The sequence below is a fragment of the Streptomyces sp. BR1 genome, from assembly GCF_052373795.1.
Taxonomy (GTDB): Bacteria; Actinomycetota; Actinomycetes; order Streptomycetales; family Streptomycetaceae; genus Streptomyces.
In genome coordinates this window covers 6,644,400-6,660,887 of record NZ_CM126252.1, presented here as the reverse complement: position 1 = coordinate 6,660,887, position 16,488 = coordinate 6,644,400, and the positions used below count along the sequence as shown (strand labels likewise).

General features: G+C 71.2%; 15 protein-coding genes. 6 read left to right on the top strand and 9 right to left on the bottom strand.

Annotation, left to right across the window (positions count from 1 at the left end):
- Positions 1-176 precede the first annotated feature (176 nt).
- The 6 genes from hemC to ACT1U9_RS29245 all read right to left on the bottom strand — a co-directional run bounded on the left by hemC (position 177) and on the right by ACT1U9_RS29245 (position 6,247).
- Complete coding sequence (gene hemC / locus ACT1U9_RS29270) at positions 177-1,112, bottom strand: hydroxymethylbilane synthase (RefSeq protein ID WP_444535621.1); 936 nt, start codon at positions 1,110-1,112, stop codon at positions 177-179.
- Positions 1,113-1,200: 88 nt separating this feature from the next.
- Entirely contained in the window at positions 1,201-2,070 is an 870-nt protein-coding gene (locus ACT1U9_RS29265; RefSeq protein WP_444535620.1) for a geranyl diphosphate 2-C-methyltransferase, read from the bottom strand.
- Between the two features lie 36 nt (positions 2,071-2,106).
- Positions 2,107-3,171, bottom strand: a complete 1,065-nt coding sequence (locus ACT1U9_RS29260) for a family 2 encapsulin nanocompartment cargo protein terpene cyclase (RefSeq protein ID WP_444535619.1) — start codon at positions 3,169-3,171, stop codon at positions 2,107-2,109.
- Entirely contained in the window at positions 3,171-4,598 is a 1,428-nt protein-coding gene (locus tag ACT1U9_RS29255; protein WP_444535618.1) for a family 2B encapsulin nanocompartment shell protein, read from the bottom strand. Before ACT1U9_RS29255 ends, ACT1U9_RS29260 begins: the two co-directional genes overlap by 1 nt.
- Before the next feature lie 144 nt (positions 4,599-4,742).
- Positions 4,743-5,108, bottom strand: a complete 366-nt coding sequence (locus tag ACT1U9_RS29250) for an SPW repeat protein (protein ID WP_444535617.1) — start codon at positions 5,106-5,108, stop codon at positions 4,743-4,745.
- 260 nt (positions 5,109-5,368) lie between these two features.
- Positions 5,369-6,247: a hypothetical protein gene (locus tag ACT1U9_RS29245; protein WP_444535616.1), complete on the bottom strand. Its 879-nt coding sequence runs from the start codon at positions 6,245-6,247 to the stop codon at positions 5,369-5,371.
- Between the two features lie 191 nt (positions 6,248-6,438).
- On the opposite strand from ACT1U9_RS29245, the gene ACT1U9_RS29240 reads away from it, so the two are divergent.
- The 3 genes from ACT1U9_RS29240 to ACT1U9_RS29230 all read left to right on the top strand — a co-directional run bounded on the left by ACT1U9_RS29240 (position 6,439) and on the right by ACT1U9_RS29230 (position 8,786).
- Positions 6,439-6,960, top strand: coding sequence for a winged helix-turn-helix transcriptional regulator (locus ACT1U9_RS29240; protein ID WP_444535615.1), 522 nt, complete (start codon positions 6,439-6,441; stop codon positions 6,958-6,960).
- A gap of 52 nt (positions 6,961-7,012) precedes the next feature.
- Entirely contained in the window at positions 7,013-7,939 is a 927-nt protein-coding gene (locus tag ACT1U9_RS29235) for a ketopantoate reductase family protein (protein WP_444535614.1), read from the top strand.
- An 88-nt stretch (positions 7,940-8,027) separates the two neighbouring features.
- The gene (locus ACT1U9_RS29230; RefSeq protein ID WP_444535613.1) at positions 8,028-8,786 is read left to right on the top strand and encodes a thioesterase II family protein; all 759 of its coding nucleotides are present in this window, start codon (positions 8,028-8,030) and stop codon (positions 8,784-8,786) included.
- 114 nt (positions 8,787-8,900) lie between these two features.
- Here the strand turns inward: ACT1U9_RS29230 and ACT1U9_RS29225 are convergent, their stop codons facing one another.
- Both ACT1U9_RS29225 and ACT1U9_RS29220 read right to left on the bottom strand, forming a co-directional pair.
- Positions 8,901-9,578, bottom strand: coding sequence for a 4'-phosphopantetheinyl transferase family protein (locus ACT1U9_RS29225; protein WP_444539282.1), 678 nt, complete (start codon positions 9,576-9,578; stop codon positions 8,901-8,903).
- An 8-nt stretch (positions 9,579-9,586) separates the two neighbouring features.
- Positions 9,587-10,429, bottom strand: a complete 843-nt coding sequence (locus tag ACT1U9_RS29220) for a metallophosphoesterase family protein (RefSeq protein WP_444535612.1) — start codon at positions 10,427-10,429, stop codon at positions 9,587-9,589.
- A 160-nt stretch (positions 10,430-10,589) separates the two neighbouring features.
- On the opposite strand from ACT1U9_RS29220, the gene ACT1U9_RS29215 reads away from it, so the two are divergent.
- Positions 10,590-11,396, top strand: a complete 807-nt coding sequence (locus ACT1U9_RS29215; RefSeq protein ID WP_444535611.1) for a hypothetical protein — start codon at positions 10,590-10,592, stop codon at positions 11,394-11,396.
- Here ACT1U9_RS29215 and ACT1U9_RS29210 read toward each other — a convergent pair.
- The gene (locus tag ACT1U9_RS29210) at positions 11,372-13,468 is read right to left on the bottom strand and encodes a BTAD domain-containing putative transcriptional regulator (protein ID WP_444535610.1); all 2,097 of its coding nucleotides are present in this window, start codon (positions 13,466-13,468) and stop codon (positions 11,372-11,374) included. The genes ACT1U9_RS29215 and ACT1U9_RS29210 overlap by 25 nt on opposite strands.
- Positions 13,469-13,751: 283 nt before the next feature.
- Here ACT1U9_RS29210 and ACT1U9_RS29205 point away from each other — a divergent pair, with 283 nt between their 5' ends.
- Both ACT1U9_RS29205 and ACT1U9_RS29200 read left to right on the top strand, forming a co-directional pair.
- Positions 13,752-15,776, top strand: a complete 2,025-nt coding sequence (locus ACT1U9_RS29205; RefSeq protein ID WP_444535609.1) for a histidine kinase — start codon at positions 13,752-13,754, stop codon at positions 15,774-15,776.
- Complete coding sequence (locus tag ACT1U9_RS29200; RefSeq protein ID WP_444535608.1) at positions 15,769-16,461, top strand: response regulator; 693 nt, start codon at positions 15,769-15,771, stop codon at positions 16,459-16,461. Before ACT1U9_RS29205 ends, ACT1U9_RS29200 begins: the two co-directional genes overlap by 8 nt.
- Positions 16,462-16,488 lie beyond the last annotated feature (27 nt).

The window sequence follows — 16,488 nt, the reverse complement described above, 5'->3', positions numbered from 1 at the left end:
CGTTCCACTGAACCTACGTTCTCGCCGGCTTCGCCGATGGACTGGGCATCGACGACGAAGCCGGCGAGTGACGCCATGTTAGTGGCGGGGCGATCTTCGGCGGATCGGTCTGTGGTCGGGTATCGCCTCCGACCATAGGCTTAGTCTCGGTGTTCGAGGTCCGGGCCTTCCTTGTCTCAGTGCGCGATGGAGTCGATGAGTTCACGGGCCCCCTGCCGCAGCAGGGTGACCGCGACCGACGTACCCAGGGTCGCCGGGTCGAGCGGGCCCGCCCACTCATGGGCGTTGAGCACGGTCTTGCCGTCAGGGGTGAACACACAGGCGCGCAGCGAGAGATCGCCGTTGCGGGCGGCTCTGGCGTATCCGGCGATGGGGCTGTTGCAGTGGCCCTGGAGGACGTGCAGGAACATCCGCTCCGCCGTGGCCTCCCGGTGGACGTCGGGGTCGCCGAGGTCGCTGACCAGGTCGATCAGCTCCCGGTCGCCCTCGCGGCACTGCAGCGCGAGGATGCCCGCGCCGATCGGCGGGCACATCACCTCGGCCGACAGGACCTCGGAGATCACATCCGTACGGCCGATGCGTTCGAGCCCGGAGACGGCGAGCAGCAGCGCGTCGGCGTCGCCCCCGGCCAGCTTCTCCAGCCGGCGGTTGGCGTTGCCGCGCATGGGGACACAGCGCAAGTGCGGGTGGGAGGCGGCGAGTTGGGCGATCCGGCGTACGGAGGAGGTACCGATGCGGGTGCCTGCGGGCAGCTCGTCGAGGGTGAGACCGGCGGGGTGGATGAGGGCATCGCGGATGTCGTCGCGTTTGAGGAACGCGGCGAAGACGGTCCCCGCGGGCAGCGGGCGGTCGGCCGGCACGTCCTTGACGCAGTGCACTGCGAGATCGGCCTCGCCCGCGAGCAGCGCGGCGTCGACCTCCTTGGTGAACGCGCCCTTCCCCTCGACCAGGGAGAGGTCCCCCATCCACTTGTCGCCGGTCGTCTTGACCGGGACGACCTCGGTGGCCACATCAGGATGGAGGACGGCGAGTTCGGCCCGCACACGTTCCACTTGCGCGAGCGCCATCGGCGAGTCGCGCGAGACGATCCGGATCAACTCTGCGGTAGACATGCGTCCACGATATGGGGAGCGCCCGGATCTCGCTCACATACCGCTGTGACCTCAGTGCCCTTGTGTCGCAACCGAGTTGGCGCATGGCTCAGACCCGGTCGGCGGCTATCAGAAGATAGTGGAAGCTGCCTTCGCCGTACGCGGTGAGGAACGCCTCCTCGATGCCGGTGGCGACCGGGGACTTCGCCCGCAGTTGCCAGTACGGGACCGTCGCGGCGGTGAGGTCGACGACGTCGATGGGGACCAGGCCGTGCGCGGCCATGGCCTTGAAGTAGGCGCTCCTGGGGTGGATGTTGCAGGTGTAGTGCTCGTCGATGCGGCTGACCGCCTTGGAGCGGCCGCCGGTCACATCATTGGAGCACCCGGTGACGCACACATACCGCCCGCCGCGATCGAGCAGCCGGGAGAGCTCCCCGTAGAGCTCGTGGAGATCCACGTACATGGTGGTCTCATTGGTCCAGGCGCCCCGGAACGAGCCGGTCTCGAAGCCGGTGTCCAGCATGTTGCGGAAGTGGAAGCGCACCCGCTCGTCCACCTCGCGGGCGGCGGCCGCCGCGTTGGCGAAGCCCACCTGGTATTCGGAGATCGTCACGCCGTCCACCCGGCAGCCGAAGCGGCCGTGCGCCATGAGGCTGGTGCCGCCGCGCCCGGAGCCCGCGTCGAGGAGCCGGGCGTCCGGCGCGATGTCGCCGAGGCGGTCGAGCAGCAGCTCGGCCTGCGCGGTCTCCAGGCGGTGCAGCTCGCGGATGATCCTGGCCTCGCGGGTGCGTACGTCGCCGTCGAGTACGGACGGGTCGAACTCGCCGACGCCGTAATGATGGTGGTAGAGACCGTCGACGTCGCCGAGCAGCAGGTTGACCGGATCCTGCTGATGGGTGTCCCAGTACGCGGCCACCGCCTTCTGGTAGTCGGTGCGCAGCACCGGCGGGGCCTGGGTGGTGGACGTGGTTCTGGCCATGGGGAAGTCTCCGTGGGGCGTTGGGTGCGGGGGTGTTCACACGCCGCGGTAGCGGCCACTGGTGGCGTGCCAGGCGCGGTTGCCGCCGAGCCATGCGCGCAGACCCGCCAGGAAGCGGACGAGCTCCGGGGAGGCGCCCGGGACCAGGGCGGCGGCCGCATCCTCGAAGGCGTGCATGAGGTCGTCATGGATCCGGGCGCTGCGCTCCACCGCGTTCGCGAGCGAGCAGCGCTGTTCGGCGGCGAGGACCACGGGCAGGCTGAAGTCCTGGCCGGGTGCGGCGTTCTCCCGCGCCAGCCCGTACAGGTCGTTCACGATCGCGCCGGCCAGCGCGGCGTGCAGGAACGCGCGGCGCACCCGGGGGTCCTCGTAGGTCTCGGCGGGCAGTTGATAGCCCTCGGCGGCGTCGACCAGGGCCAGGCAGCACGCGAAACTGTCGAGCTGACGGTTGACCAGGTACTCCCACACCGTCGGCAGCCGCCCGGAGGTCCGCCACGCGGCCTCCGCGCCGTTGGACTGGAACAGTTGCGACATCTCACGGCAGGCCCTTGCCACTTGGACCGGGGTGGCGCGGGCGAGCAGGCCCTCGCGGGCCGAGCGCAGCCCGGCGAGCACCGGATCGTGCCGTACGGCCCGCTCAAGGCCCAGGGCGTAGGCGGGCGAGAACGGTGGCGGGTCCAGCATCGAGGTGGCGAGGGCGAGGCGCGTGCCGAGGAGTTCCGGTGCCGCGCCGGCGCCCTCGTCGTCGCAGTAGCAGTCGTCCACGGCCCAGGCCGCCACGACGCACCTGCCGATCGCGAGCAGCAGCCCGACGTCGTCGGTGCGGGGGTACACCAGCATCAGCATCCGGCCGAAACCCGCGTCCCGCAGATGGTCGAGGCGCCCGGTGTAGTTCCCGGTCCGCGCCGCCCAGGCGACGAGGCGGTCGTTGACCTCGGCGCCCAGGGCCGGGGCGTCGCGCAGTGGCGGCGGGCAGTGCAGCTCCGGGACGGGTATGCGGGCAGCGGACAGCGGGTGCCTGCGCGCCGCCGAGGTGCCGAGGCCGGTCGGTCCCGTCAGGAACCGTCGCGCGGCGGGCGCCGTCGGGGCCGCTGTGTGCATCACGACGCCTCGGCGTAATGGCCGACTTCGACGTTCTCCAGTACGCCGAGCGCGCTGGGCAGAAGAACCGCTGCCGAATAATAGGCGCTCACCAGATAGGAGATGACGGCCTTCTCGTCGATCCCCATGAAACGGACCGAGAGGCTGGGCTCGTACTCGTCGGGAATTCCCGTCTGGTGCAGCCCTATCACCCCTTCGTCCTCCTCCCCCGTGCGCAGCGCGATGACCGAGCTGGTGAGGGACGGGGATATCTGGATCTTGTTGCAGGGCAGAAAGGGGACTCCGCGCCAGCCGAACACATGGTGGCCGTTGAACTCGACCCCGGGCACGGCGAGTCCGGCACGGGTGCACTCCCTGGCGAACGCGGCGATGGTGCGCCGGTGGGCGAGGAAGAACTTGGTCTTACGGCGCATCGACAGGAGTTCGTCCATGTCGTCCGGGGTGGGCGGGCCGCTCCGGGTGGAGATGCGCTGTTGCCGGTCGGCGTTGTGCAGCAGCCCGAATTCGGGGTTGTTGACGAGCTCGTACTCCTGGCGCTCGCGCAGTGCCTCGACGGTCAGCCGCAGCTGCTGCTCGGTCTGGTCCATCGGCTCGTTGTAGAGGTCGGCCACGCGGGTGTGGACGCGCAGGACGGTCTGGGCGACGCTCAGCGCGTATTCCCGGGGGCTGAGTTCATAGTCGGCGAAGGCGCCCGGCAGGACGAGTTCGCCCTCGTATCCGGACATGACCTCGATATCGGCCTCGCCCCTGCGGTTCATCGGCTCCGCGGGCCGGGAGGTGAATTCCTGGACGTGTGCGCGCAGTTTCGCGGAGCGGTCGGCGATCTGTCGGAATTCCTCGCGCGGCAGCACCATCAGCGTGCAGGGTGTCAGCGCCTTGGCGGTGAACTCCCAGCGGGCCTCTTCGTCGGTGAAGCCGTGCTCGCCGAAGTGGTCGCCGTCCGAGAGCGCCCCCTCTGAGTTCTCGTCTCCGTAGGGGCCCACGCCGAGGATGTCGACCTTGCCGTGGGCGATGACGACGACGCGGTCGGCCTGTTCGCCCACCTGGACGATGATCTCGCCCGCGTCGACGTCCTGTTGCTCGAATCGGTCGGCCAGGCCGGAGAGCACCTTCTCGTCGGGGAACCCGCGCAGCAACGGGAGTTCGGTGAGTTTCTGCGGGATCACATGGACGGTCGTCCCCTGGGAGTCGCACTCCACTTTGCCGTCGCCGACGGTGCACAGACGGCGCCGGTTGACCCGGTACGTACCGCCCGACACCTGCACCCATGGAAGGATCTTCAGCAGCCAGCGGGAGGAGATTCCCTGCATCTGCGGAACGGACTTGGTGGTGTGTGCCAGATTCCGCGCGGCCCGGGTACTCAGACTGGACGGCGCGAGAGGTCCGTTCGGCGAGGCAGGAGGCTGTGACGCCAACGTATCTGCCATGTGCCTCAGCGTCACACAGGCGGACTGCTTCCGCATGTCAGGCAGGGTGAGCGGGGGAACGCGGGACACGGTGCGGGCCCCCGGCCGCGCTCGGGCGCGGGCGGAGGCCCTGGGGAAGGCGGCCGTGCGGGCGGCCGCCGTGGATCAGGTCGCCCTTCTGTTCTTGCTCATCAGGATGCCGCCGGCGACGAGCGCGAGCAGGCAGGTGACGGCACCGGTGATGACGTTGCTCAGGGCTGCTCCGGTACCGGGGTGGCGTGCGACCACCCACGGAGCGACGATCAGCCAGGCGCCCATCAGCAGGGCCACGAAGTTGAGGTCCTGCGACCGCTCGGGAGCGATGGACATGCACAGACCCACCACCGCGAGAGCGATGCCGACGATCAGGTTCGTCAGGGCGAGCGTCGGAAGGGCCGCGGAGAAGTGCACGGTCCAGCCGGAGATCGCCGCGTAGATACCGGCGAGGATCACCAACTCCTCGACCGCCGCCACGCCCCTGGTCTGCAGCATGGCAGCGTATCGGTCGCGCATCTCCGATACGTCGGGGTGCCCGGATATGTCACCTGGTCGGTGAGAGACGTCGGCCATGTGACTCGCCTCCTTCTAGTGCCTGCAAGTCTTTGGCCTGCTGCGACATCCGGTCGCGACTCAAGTGTGCTCTTATCTGGCCTTTATGTGTAGGTTTGCCGGTTATCCGATATGTACAGAAATACTGGGCGTTTCGTGTACGAAAGTGATGATTAGGAACGACCGATTCCGCCCGGACGGATTCAGGCCGTGGCCCCGGCGGTCGCCTCGACCGCCGCCATCGCCCGGCGGTTGCGCCAGCGCAGGAATCTGCGGCGCAGCGCCGCCGGGCCCAGGTCCACGCGCCCGTGCAGCAGGCCGAGCACGATGGCCATGCCGACGGCGATCAAGTGCTCGCGACCCGCCAGATTGGGCTTGTACATCGCCTCGAACAGCATCGAGCCACCGGTCAGCGAGAACACGACGGGGGCCCGGCGGACCACCGAGATATAGGTGAACAGGCCCACCACGGCGGCCGACGGCCCCGTGTCGAGCACCTGCCCGATCTCCGGCGGCAGCCCGAGGCCGCCCAAGGTGCCCGGGCCGAGCGCGATCATCACACGGGCGGCCATGGTCCCGGCCAGCGTGGTGGCGTACGCGATCACCAGCGTGCGCTTGCGGCCGAGGGTGAGCTCCGCGAGCGCGAACCCGAGGAACAGCTGGGTGAGGCCCGCCCAGACCGGCAGGTCCAGGGCCGGGACGAACAGCGAGACGGGGGTGCGCAGCAGGGCCAGCCAGAGCGGCAGATCGGCCTTGACCTCCCCGGTCAGCCGGATGACCACCGAGCCCACATGGGTGGCGGCGAAGGCGTGGAAGACGATCACCGCGACATTGGCGAGGACACCCAGGAAGAGCCCCCCGATCCCCCGGTTCACCAGCTGCTGGACGGGGTCGACGACGATGCCGTGGAACTCTCCGCGCACGGTGCGCGCGACGAAACGTACACAGCGCAGCAGCACGTCGACCCATGCCCGACGACCGTCGCCCGTCGCGGCCGACTCCCCTGTCGCCCCCGCCCCCACGGCGTCGTCCGCGTGGCCGCCTTCGACCCCGTCGCGACGACCGTCGGCAACTTGAAACACTGGCTGATCAACCCCTCGCTCACAGCGCCGGGCAGTCATGTCGAATCGGCGCGTAGCTCCCCACGTACCCCCAGATCGTGCACCAGGTCGAACACGCGCTGCACACGGGGGTCCGGACCACCGTAATCGGGGCACGTCGACCGTTCAAGATTTCAGTTCACTCACCGAACTGTTTCGGCTAGGGTCGACATGTGACCCTGCCCCGCGACTACACCGGCCAGTCCTGTTCGCTCGCCCGCTCGCTCGAAGTGGTCGGCGAGCGCTGGACGCTGCTCATCGTCCGGGACGCGTTCTACGGGGTGCGGCGGTTCGGCGACTTCGCGGCGCACCTCTCGGTGCCGCGTGCCGTGCTCACCGACCGGCTGGCCAACCTGGTCGAGGCGGGCGTGCTCGCGCGCGTGCCGGGGGCCGGGCGGCGCGAGGTGTACGAGCTGACACCGAAGGGCGTGTCGCTGTGGCCGGTCGTACGGGCGCTCACGAGCTGGGGCGACGAGCACTACGCGACGGCCGGCCCGCGCCGCATCTTCCGGCACGCCGCCGACGACGCACCGCTCACGCCCGACGGCCGCTGCACCCGCTGCGACACCGCGGTGGAGGTGCGGGACACCCTCGTCACCCCTGGCCCCGGACTCGGCACGGGCGACGGGGACGACGACGTGGTGTCGCTGGCCCTGCGCCGCCCGCACCGCCTGCTGCAACCCCTGCGCGACTGATTCCCCTTCTGCTTCTTCCGCACGGCTGGAATTCGACGAAAGGTGTACGCACATGAAGATCCTGGTCGTCGGTGCCGGAGCCACCGGAGGCTACTTCGGCGCCCTGCTCGCTCAGGCGGGACGCGATGTCACCTTCCTGGTGCGCCCGCGCCGCGCCGCCGCCCTGCGCGAGCGGGGCCTTCGGCTGACCGGCGCTGGCGGGGACGAGGTGATCACGCCGAACCTCGTCACCGCGGACGAACTCACGGGCCCGTACGACCTGATCCTGCTGTCGGTGAAGTCCACCGCCCTGAAACAGGCCATCGACGACCTCGCCCCGGCGGTCGGCCCCCAGACGGCGATCGTGCCGCTCCTCAACGGCATGCGCCACCTCGACGAGTTGACCGCGCGCTTCGGTACGGGGCCGGTGCTAGGCGGCGTGGCCAAGGTGATCACCACCCTGAACGACGAGGGCGACATCGTGCGCCTGGCACCCCTCGCCGTCCTGACCATCGGCGAGCTGGACGGCTCCGCCTCGCCCCGGACCGAGGCCGTCCGCGCGGTCCTCGCGGACGCGGGCATCGACGCGAGCGTGGCGCCGGACATCCTCGCGTCGATGTGGCACAAGTGGGTCTTCATCACCACGCTGTCCACGGTGACCTGCCTGATGCGCAGCGAGGTCGGCGACGTCAACGCGGTCCCCGGCGGCTCGGAGCTCGGCCCGGCCGTTCTCGCCGAGGGCGCCTCGGTGTCGGCCGCGGCGGGCTACCCCGTGCCCGAGAGCGAACTCGCCACCAGCGCGGCCCTGGTGACCCAGACCGACACGGCCTTCGCGTCCTCCATGTACCGCGATCTCGTATCCGGCTCCCCGACGGAGGTGGAGCACATCTTCGGCGACCTGGTGGCCCGCGCCCGCGCGCTGTCGGTGGGCACGCCGCTCCTTGACCTGGCCACCCTTCATCTCCGGGTGCATCAGCGTCGGGTGGAGGCGAAGCGGTAGGTAGCAGCGGCCAGAGGTCCGGACGACCACCTGTGGGCTCTAGGCTGATCATGAATGCAGTACGTGTACGACGAGAGGGATTGAGAACGTGGCTGGAACGTCCTTGCGCAGCCCCTGGATCCGGCGGTTCCACCCCGCCCCGCAGGCCGCCACCCGGCTGGTCTGCCTCCCGCACGCGGGCGGCTCTGCCACGGCGTACTTCCAGGTCTCCCAGGCGTTGGCACCCGACGTCGACGTGCTGGCGATCCAGTACCCCGGCCGCCAGGACCGGCTCAACGAGCCGTGCATCACGGAGATATCCACCCTGGCGGACCGGATCGTCGACGAGCTGGTCCCGTGGCTGGACCGGCCCGTCACGGTGTTCGGCCACAGCATGGGATCGGCCGTCGCGTACGAGGTCGCGGTGCGGCTTGAGCGGCGGGGCGTCGTTCCGCTCGGACTCTTCGCCTCCGGGCGCCGTGCTCCCTCGGTCCGTCGCGACAGCCGTATCCATCTCGGCAGCGACGAGGACCTGTTGGCGGATCTGAAGCGGCTGAGCGGGACCGACGATCAGGTCTTCGCCCATGAGGCGCTGGTGCGGATGATTTTGCCGGCGTTGCGGGGCGATTACCACGCGCTGGAGACGTACCGGCCCGAGCCCGGGTCGTCTTTGACGTGTCCGATCGTCGCGCTGTCCGGGGACGATGACCCGGTGGTCGATCTCGATGAGGTCGCGCTGTGGGAGCGGCATACGTCGGGTTCGTTCCGTATGCAGGTGTTCGCTGGTGGGCACTTCTTTGTGGACGGGCATCTTCCGGCTATCGCCGGGGAGATTCGCGACCACATCGCTGGCGCGGGCGTTCTTTGAGCTAGGTGTTCGGCTGCGGACCGTGGGGGCTGGTCGCGCCCACGCGGCGGAGCCGCACAATGACACAGCCCCGCGCCCCTAAATGGCACCCCACTACGTACGGACCACCACCCACTACGTCCGCGCCACCACCACCGCCGTCGCCACCAGCCCCGACACGTTGCGCCACTGGCCCGTAAAGCCGTCAAGGCACACGCCGTCCACCACCGGACCCGGCACCTTCAACTCGCCCGTGAACGTGCCGTGTTCGGGGTCCGGGGTGATCACGCAGTCGGTGAAGTCCAGCCAGCGGCCCGTCAGGGGGAACCAGGCCTTGAAGACGCTTTCCTTGGCGCTGAAGAGCATGCGGTCCCAGGCCACGTCCGGGTGGGAGAGGGCGAGGCGGTCGAGGGTCGCACGTTCCTCGGGGAGGGTCACCATGTCGCGTACGCCGTCGGGGACCGGTGCGTTCGGCTCGGCGTCCACGCCCACCGAGGCCACCTGGGAGCTGCGGGCGACGGCCGCCGCTCGGTAGCCGTCGCAGTGGGTCATGCTGCCGACGATGCCGTCCGGCCAGCGCGGGGCGCGGCGGGCCCAGGCCGGGCCCTCGTCCATGGGCACGATGGGGCCCGGGGCGTGGCCGAGCCGGGACAGCGCGGTGCGCGCGCACAGCCGTACCGTCGCGAACTCGCGACGGCGCTTGTCCACCGCCTGTGCCACGATCTCGGCCTCCTGCGGGAACAGGTCGACCGACGGCGGGTCGGCGAACAGTTCCACCACGACCACGTCCGCCGGGAGCAGGCCCTCCAGCAGGCCGCCGCTCACCATCGGGCGGCCGTGACGGGCTCGGGCAGGATGCGGCACAGCCCCTGTGGCGGGGCCGACCGGCTGCCCCACTCCCGGGGGTAGCCGAGCGACACCTCGGTGTGCGCCACCCCGTCGACGTCGATGGTGCGCGGTATGTGCAGATGCCCGTAGACAACCGCGGCCGCCCGGTACCGCACATGCCAGTCGGCGGTGGCCTCGGTTCCGCACCACTGGGCGAACTCCGGGTAGCGCAGGACCCGGGTGGGCCGGCGCACCAGCGGGAAGTGGTTGACCAGCACCGTCGGCAGCGTCGGCTCGATCGCGTCCAGGCGCGAGCGCGTGTACGCGAGCCGGGCCCGGCACCAGGCGTCCCGGCTGGGGTACGGGTCGGGGTGGAGCAGATGCTCGTCGGTGCACACCACGCCCGCACCGTGTGCGGCCGCCAGCGCCTCTTCCTTGGTGTGCGTACCGTCCGGGCGGAAGGTGTAGTCGTAGAGCACGAAGAGCGGCGCGACCACGACCGGCCCGTCCGGGCCCGGCCACTGGAGATAGGGGTCCTCGGGCGTGGCCACCCCGAGATCGCGCAGCCGCTCCACCAGATACCGGTAGCGGTCCTCGCCGCGCAGCTGGACCGGGTCGCGCGGCGGGGTCCACAGTTCGTGGTTGCCCGGTGTCCACACGACGGTCGCGAAGCGCTCGGCGAGCCGTTCCATCGCCCACAGGACGTCGTCGGCCAGCTCGCCCACGTCCCCGGCGACGATCAGCCAGTCGTCGGGCGACTCGGGCCGCAACTCATCCACGATCGCGCGGTTTTCCGCATGGCGGACATGCAGGTCACTGATGGCGAAGAGACTCATGATGGATCACAGCCTACGACGGCCCACGGCGCGGCGGGCCGGGTGGCCGGTTCGCACCCGGCGGCCTATCGGCGTACTCCAGGAGTCCGATAGAGGTTCGGGCGCGGAACATCTGCCCCCAGCCTGCGGAGGTACGCCCATGAGCCGAGGAACGAGCCACGTGTCAGCGGGCAAGACCCGTTTCGACGAGATCTACGACGAGCCCGACCCACGCGCCTACTTCCGCCGGCTCGCGCCACTGGAGTACGAGATTCCGCACCATGCGCAGGAAGTCTTCCGCCGCGATCTGGCCCTCCGGGCGGCGGCGCACGGCCCGGGCGGACCGGTCACGGTGCTCGATCTGTGCTGCTCGTACGGGATCAACGCGGCTCTCCTCAACCACCACCTCACGCTCGCCGAGCTGTACGCGCACTACACCGCACCGGAGGCGGAGCACCTGTCGGTCGCCGAACTCATCGCACGCGACCGGCGGTTCTACGCCTCCCGGCGCCGGGCCGACGCCACTCCCGTCATCGGGCTCGACGCCGCCCGGCACGCCGTCGGCTACGCGCTGGCGGTCGGGCTGCTCGACGAGGCGTACGCCGAGAACCTGGAGGCCCGCCCGCCCAGCGAGCAGCTGCGCGCGGCCATGGCGCGCACCGGACTGATCACGGTCACCGGAGGCATCGGCTACGTCACGCACCGCACCTTCGAGGCCCTGCTCGGCTGCGCGGGCCGGCCGGTGTGGGTGAGCGCCTTCGCCCTGCGGACCTTCTCGTACGAGTCGGTGTGCGCCGCGCTGGCCGCGCACGGTCTGGTCACCGAGTCCGATCCGTCGCGGGCCTATCCGCAGCGGCTGTTCACCGGGCCGGTGGAGCGGGACCACGCCATCGGGCAGACCGTGCTGGCGGGGCACGATCCGATCGGCCTGGAGAGCGCGGGCCGCTATCACGCCCGGCTGTATCAGTCGCGGCCCGCACCGCGCTGACCCGGGCGCGGGAAGGCGGCCGGGGCCACGTCGATCTCCCGCATGCGGTCCGCGTACAGCGCGTAGCGGCGCCGGGCCTCGCCGTGCCGGCCCGCCTCCGCGAGCAGGGCCACCAGGCCCAGGTGGGTCTCCTCGTCGTAGGGGTCGCGTTCCAGGAGCCGCAGCCGGAAGTGGACCTCGGCGTGGTGGTCCTCGCGCTCGGCGGCGGCCGTGGCGAGCCGGACGAGCAGTTCGGTGTGGACGGCCTGGGCCTCCTCGCGCAGGGCGACCGCCCATTCCATGTACGGCTCGTCCTCCAGCACGTCGCCCCGGTAGAGGCGTTCGGCGTCGGCGAGCGCGGCGAAGGCGTGGCCGCCGGAGCGTTCGGCGACCGCGAGGGCGTGCCGGGCCGCCGCGAGGAAGTCCTGGACGTCCACGCGCAGCCGCGCGATGCCGATGACGTGTTTGTCGGCGGCGATGAAGTGGTCCTGTGCGAGGCGGCGTTCCGGGTCGAGCACCAGCCGGACGATCGACAGGGCGACCGAGAGGCGGTTGGCGCACCGGGACGGCTCCTCACCGGGCCACAGCGCCTCCACGACGACCTCGCGGGGCGTGGGCAACCCCCGCCGCGCCACCAGGAGTTTGAGCAGGTCGCGGGCCTTCTTGGACTGCCATTCCTCGGGACCGACCGGGCTGCCGTCCCGCAGCACCTGGAAGCCGCCGAGCACCCGCACGGCGGCGGAGTGACGGCGGGCCGCGGTGGCGCGGTTGAGCAGTCCGGCCGCGTCGGCGGCGGCCTCCGGGATGCCCAACTGGCGCAGCCGGGCGGTTGTTTCACGCTGTCGGGCACCACCTGAGCCCGACAGCCGGGCGCGGGCGAAGGCCGTCCTGGCCGCGGCGACCGGGCGGCGCGCGGCGGTCCACATGGCCTCGGCGTCCTCCAGGAGCCGTTCGCGCGCGCACGGTTCGCGGGTGCACATCGCCTCCAGTTCCAGGAGCTCGGCGAAGACCGTGCGACAGCCCTGGGCGCCGGGCTCGCCTGCCGCCTGCCGTACCGCATCGGCCGCTGTTTCCGGCCGTTCGTCGGCGAGCGCGACCCAGCCGGCCGCGACCAGCGCCCTGATCCGGGTGCGGCCCGCGCACTGGGCGACCGCGCGCCGAGCCAACAGGGCGGCGGCGCGCGGTTCCTCCGCGCCGCGCGCAAGCGCGAGCCCGGTGAGCGCCGCCGCCAGCACCTGACGGTCGCCGCACTGTTCGGCCCGTACCACCGCCTCCTGATAGGCGGCCCGCGCAGGCCCCAGCGCGCCGCGCTCGCGGTGCACATCGCCGAGCCCCAGCAGCGCCTGGGCACCGAGCGCGCCATGCCCCAGCGCCTCGCCGAGCCGCTGGTATCCGGCCAGCGAACGGCCGAACTCGGCTGCCGCGTAGTCGAGTTCGCCCAGCGCCAGGTGGGCTGCGCCGCGCAGGCACTCGGCGGCCAGGCGCAGCTGCGGCAGCTCGGTGCGGTCGGGTCCGGCGGCGGCCGCCGTGAGCGCCGTGTCGAGCGAGGCGAGCACATCGCGGGCGGCGCCCTGCTCGATCCGCTCCTGCGCTGCACCGGCCCTGACCAGCAGGACGAGCGCGGGGTCCCCCGACGCACACGCCGCCTGCTCGGCCAGTTCCCGGTGGTGCTCCGCGACGGCCCCCCGACCGTCGCACGCCGCCACCACGGCGGCCGCCGCGTGCCCGACCGCCTGCGCGCCCGCCTCCGCGCAGTGCCCGAGCGCCCCCACCACGAGCCGGGCCACCGTCTGCGCCCGGCCCGGCTCGCCGTGGGCGCAGAACGCGACGGCCGCCCACGACAGGGCCACGATCTCGTCCGGTGTCGCGGCCCCCGTGAAGTGCGTACGCCGGTGGATCTCCAGCACCCGGGCGGGCTCGCCGAGCAGCTGGTACGTCATGGCCAGCCGCCCCCCCTCGGCCACGTCCAGCATGCCGCCGCCCTGCGATGCCGCCGGGCGGGGCGGCACCCCCAGCTGCCGTGGCGGCCCCGCATGTTCCTCCTCCGTCGCGGCGAACTCCTGGCCGGGTGCTTCCATCTGAGCGGTACTCATCTGTCCCCCTTGCCCCGTCCCGTCGGACGGTGCTCCTTCGCCGTGTGCTCACGGGTGGGGTCCGCCGGCGCGCTGGTCGGGCGCGTGAACCGGAGGTCCGGCTCCCCGTCCCGCCGGACTCCACCGCTTCAGTGTGGGCGGCGGCACCAGCACGGGGAACGCGGGTCGCCTCGCTCCCGTATGGAGGCTGTCCGCCATACGGGCGGTGGGGCAGGCTTTCTGTACAGACGGCCCGGCGCCCCGGGAAAATGGCACAATGCAATCGCCTGGTGAGGGACGGCCGATGCGCGTGCTCGCGGTCTGTGGCGGGCTGGGGTTGCTGTACGGGATACCGGCCGGGGTGTGGATCTCCGCCGCGCAGACGCTGCCGTGGAGCCTGGCGTGCATCCTGCCCGTCTACGTGGCCGGGCTCTCCCTGTCGTGGCACACCCCGCAGCATCCGGTCGCCCGCCGGCTGCTCGCCGCCGGGTCGTTCGGGGCGATCGGCATGGCCGTGCGCTTCACGCTCCAGCTCCCCCCGGCGACCGGCTGGCGCTCCAGCACACCGCATTCCTTCGCCGTCCTCGGCATCGCCCGGATCTTCGACGTACTCGCCGCGATCATGCTCTGCCGACTCCTGGCCCTGCTCCCCGACGGGCACGTTCGCCACCGCTACGAGCGGGTGGTCCTGCGCGCGCTCTGGCTGCTCGTGCCCTATCCCGTGACGATGATGGCGCTGGGTCTTTCGGACTGGCTGCTGCCGCGACTGCTGGTCCAGCCGGAGGCGTGGATGCCGGGTCTGGGCGCGGGCCTTCTGCTCGTACGGTCCCTCCTCGACGCGCGCGAGCAGCGGGCCGGGCGGACGGAACGCACGGACCGGGTGTGGGTGATCGCGCTGATCGCCTTCGTGGTGTTCGCCGCGCGCGGTTCGGCACGGCTGTTCCGGCTGTGGCTGGAAGACCAGGGGCCCGCCTACTTCTTCGGTTCGACGCTGGGGGCGCTGCCGTACATCGTGATCTCGGCGGGCCTGGTGTACGCGGCGTTCCGGCACCGGCTGCCGGGCATGGACTTCGCGATCCGGCGCTCGCTGGTCTACGGGCTGCTGTGGACGCTCATCAGCGCCTGGTATCTGGGGCTGACCACGGCTCTCGGACTCACCGCGGGCCAGTATCTGCCGATCGGCCTCGCGGTCCTGGTGGCGGTGGGAGCGACCATGCTGTTCCAGCCCGTGCACAGGCAGCTCAACCGCCTCGCCGCGCGCCGGGTGTTCGGGGCCAGGCCCTCCAGCTTCGAACTGCTCGTCCAGTGCGGTACGACCCTGGAGCACGCCTACGACCTCAAACGGCTCGGCCCGCAGCTGGCGCTCACCCTGCGGGACGGGCTCGATCTGCGCTGGGTGTGCGTGCGCCTCGGGGCCGACGGGCGTCCGCCGTTCGGCGCCGGGTTCGCGGGCGTGCGGGCGGCGGACGGCGAGCAGCCGTGGGGCGAGGTCCGGCTGCGGTACGGGGACGACGAGCTCGGTGTCATCGAGTACGGGCCGAAGGCGGAGGGCCGGTTCACGCCCGAGGACCAGGACCTGATCGAGACCCTGGCCCGGCAGGCCGCGCTCGCGGTCCACAACGCGCTGCTCACGGCGGAGCTGTCGACCCGGGTCGACGAGGTGCAGCGTCAGGCGTGCGAGCTCGACGCGTCGCGGACCCGGATCGTCCAGGCGCAGGACATCGAACGGCGGCGCATCGAGCGGCAGTTGCACGACGGCATCCAGCAGGAACTGGTCGCCTTGGTGGCCAAATTGGCGCTCGCCCGCAACCAGCTCTGCCGCAATGGTGACACCGTGCACACCACACTCACCGAGCTCCAGGACGACGCCTGCCGGGTCATCGACGACCTGCGCGAGTTCGCGCACGGCATCCACCCGCCCGTACTGACCGACCAGGGGCTCGCCGCCGCCGTGATGTCCAAGGCCCGTCGGCTGCCCCTGCCGGTCACCGTCGAGATCGACCCCTCGGTGTCCTCGGCGCGCTTCGCGCCGGAGATCGAGGAGGCGGCGTTCTTCCTGGTCTCCGAGGCGCTGACCAATGTGCTCAAGCACGCCCGGGCCGACGGGGTGATCATCAAGATCGCCCGTGTCGACGGCTCGCTCCGCCTCGACGTCAGCGACGACGGCATCGGCCTGCCCGCCGCGTCCCGCCTCGGCTCGGGCCTCACCGGGCTGCGCGACCGGATCGAGGCGGTCGGCGGCCGGCTCTCCATCACCGGCCGCCCGGGCGGCGGCACCACGCTCTGCGCCCAGCTCACCGAACGCTCACGAGAGACGGCCCATGCCTGACGCCCCCGCGCGCATGCGCATTGTCATCGCGGAGGACCACTATCTCGTACGGGAGGGAACCCGGCGGCTGTTGGAGGACACCGGCGAAGTCGACGTCATAGCGGCCGTCGGCACGGCCGAGGAACTCCTCGACGCGGTCGACCGGTTCCGGCCGGACGCGGTGATCGCCGACATCCGGATGCCGCCCGAACACCACACCGAGGGCATCACCGCCGCGCACACCATCCGCGCCTCCCACCCGGGCATCGGTGTCGTGGTGCTCTCCCAGCACGCCAACGAGCAGTACGCCTTCGCTCTGTTCCAGCAGGGCACCGACGGTCTCGCGTATCTCCTCAAGGAGCGGATCGGCGAGCTGGAGGAGCTGCTGCGCGCGCTGCGCGAGGTCGCGGCCGGGCGCTCGGTGATCGACCCGCGCATCGTGGAGGTGCTGGTCGGCAGCCATATCCGTACGGCCGACGCACCGCTCGCGCAGCTGACGCGCCGCGAGCTCGACGTACTGCGGCAGATGGCTCAGGGCAAGAACAACCGGAACATCGCCGAGTCGCTTTCGCTCTCCGAGTCCACCATCGAGAAGCACGTCAACTCGACGTTCGCCAAACTCGGCCTGGCCGAGGAGTCCCAGGTGCACCGCCGGGTCACGGCGGTGCTCACCTATCTGCGGTACGGCCCGAACAGGGCGTCCTGACAAGGGGCTTCACGATGGGTCACCGTT

What these genes read in the sequence shown, in the direction of transcription:
- ACT1U9_RS29235 (WP_444535614.1), top strand. Translation starts at nt 7,013, where the DNA reads ATGAAGATCCTGGTCGTCGGTGCCGGAGCCACCGGAGGCTACTTCGGC.
- ACT1U9_RS29210 (WP_444535610.1), bottom strand. Translation starts at nt 13,468, where the DNA reads ATGAGTACCGCTCAGATGGAAGCACCCGGCCAGGAGTTCGCCGCGACG.
- ACT1U9_RS29255 (WP_444535618.1), bottom strand. Translation starts at nt 4,598, where the DNA reads ATGGCAGATACGTTGGCGTCACAGCCTCCTGCCTCGCCGAACGGACCT.
- ACT1U9_RS29220 (WP_444535612.1), bottom strand. Translation starts at nt 10,429, where the DNA reads ATGAGTCTCTTCGCCATCAGTGACCTGCATGTCCGCCATGCGGAAAAC.
- ACT1U9_RS29250 (WP_444535617.1), bottom strand. Translation starts at nt 5,108, where the DNA reads ATGCTGCAGACCAGGGGCGTGGCGGCGGTCGAGGAGTTGGTGATCCTC.
- hemC (WP_444535621.1), bottom strand. Translation starts at nt 1,112, where the DNA reads ATGTCTACCGCAGAGTTGATCCGGATCGTCTCGCGCGACTCGCCGATG.
- ACT1U9_RS29205 (WP_444535609.1), top strand. Translation starts at nt 13,752, where the DNA reads ATGCGCGTGCTCGCGGTCTGTGGCGGGCTGGGGTTGCTGTACGGGATA.
- ACT1U9_RS29265 (WP_444535620.1), bottom strand. Translation starts at nt 2,070, where the DNA reads ATGGCCAGAACCACGTCCACCACCCAGGCCCCGCCGGTGCTGCGCACC.
- ACT1U9_RS29200 (WP_444535608.1), top strand. Translation starts at nt 15,769, where the DNA reads ATGCCTGACGCCCCCGCGCGCATGCGCATTGTCATCGCGGAGGACCAC.
- ACT1U9_RS29260 (WP_444535619.1), bottom strand. Translation starts at nt 3,171, where the DNA reads ATGCACACAGCGGCCCCGACGGCGCCCGCCGCGCGACGGTTCCTGACG.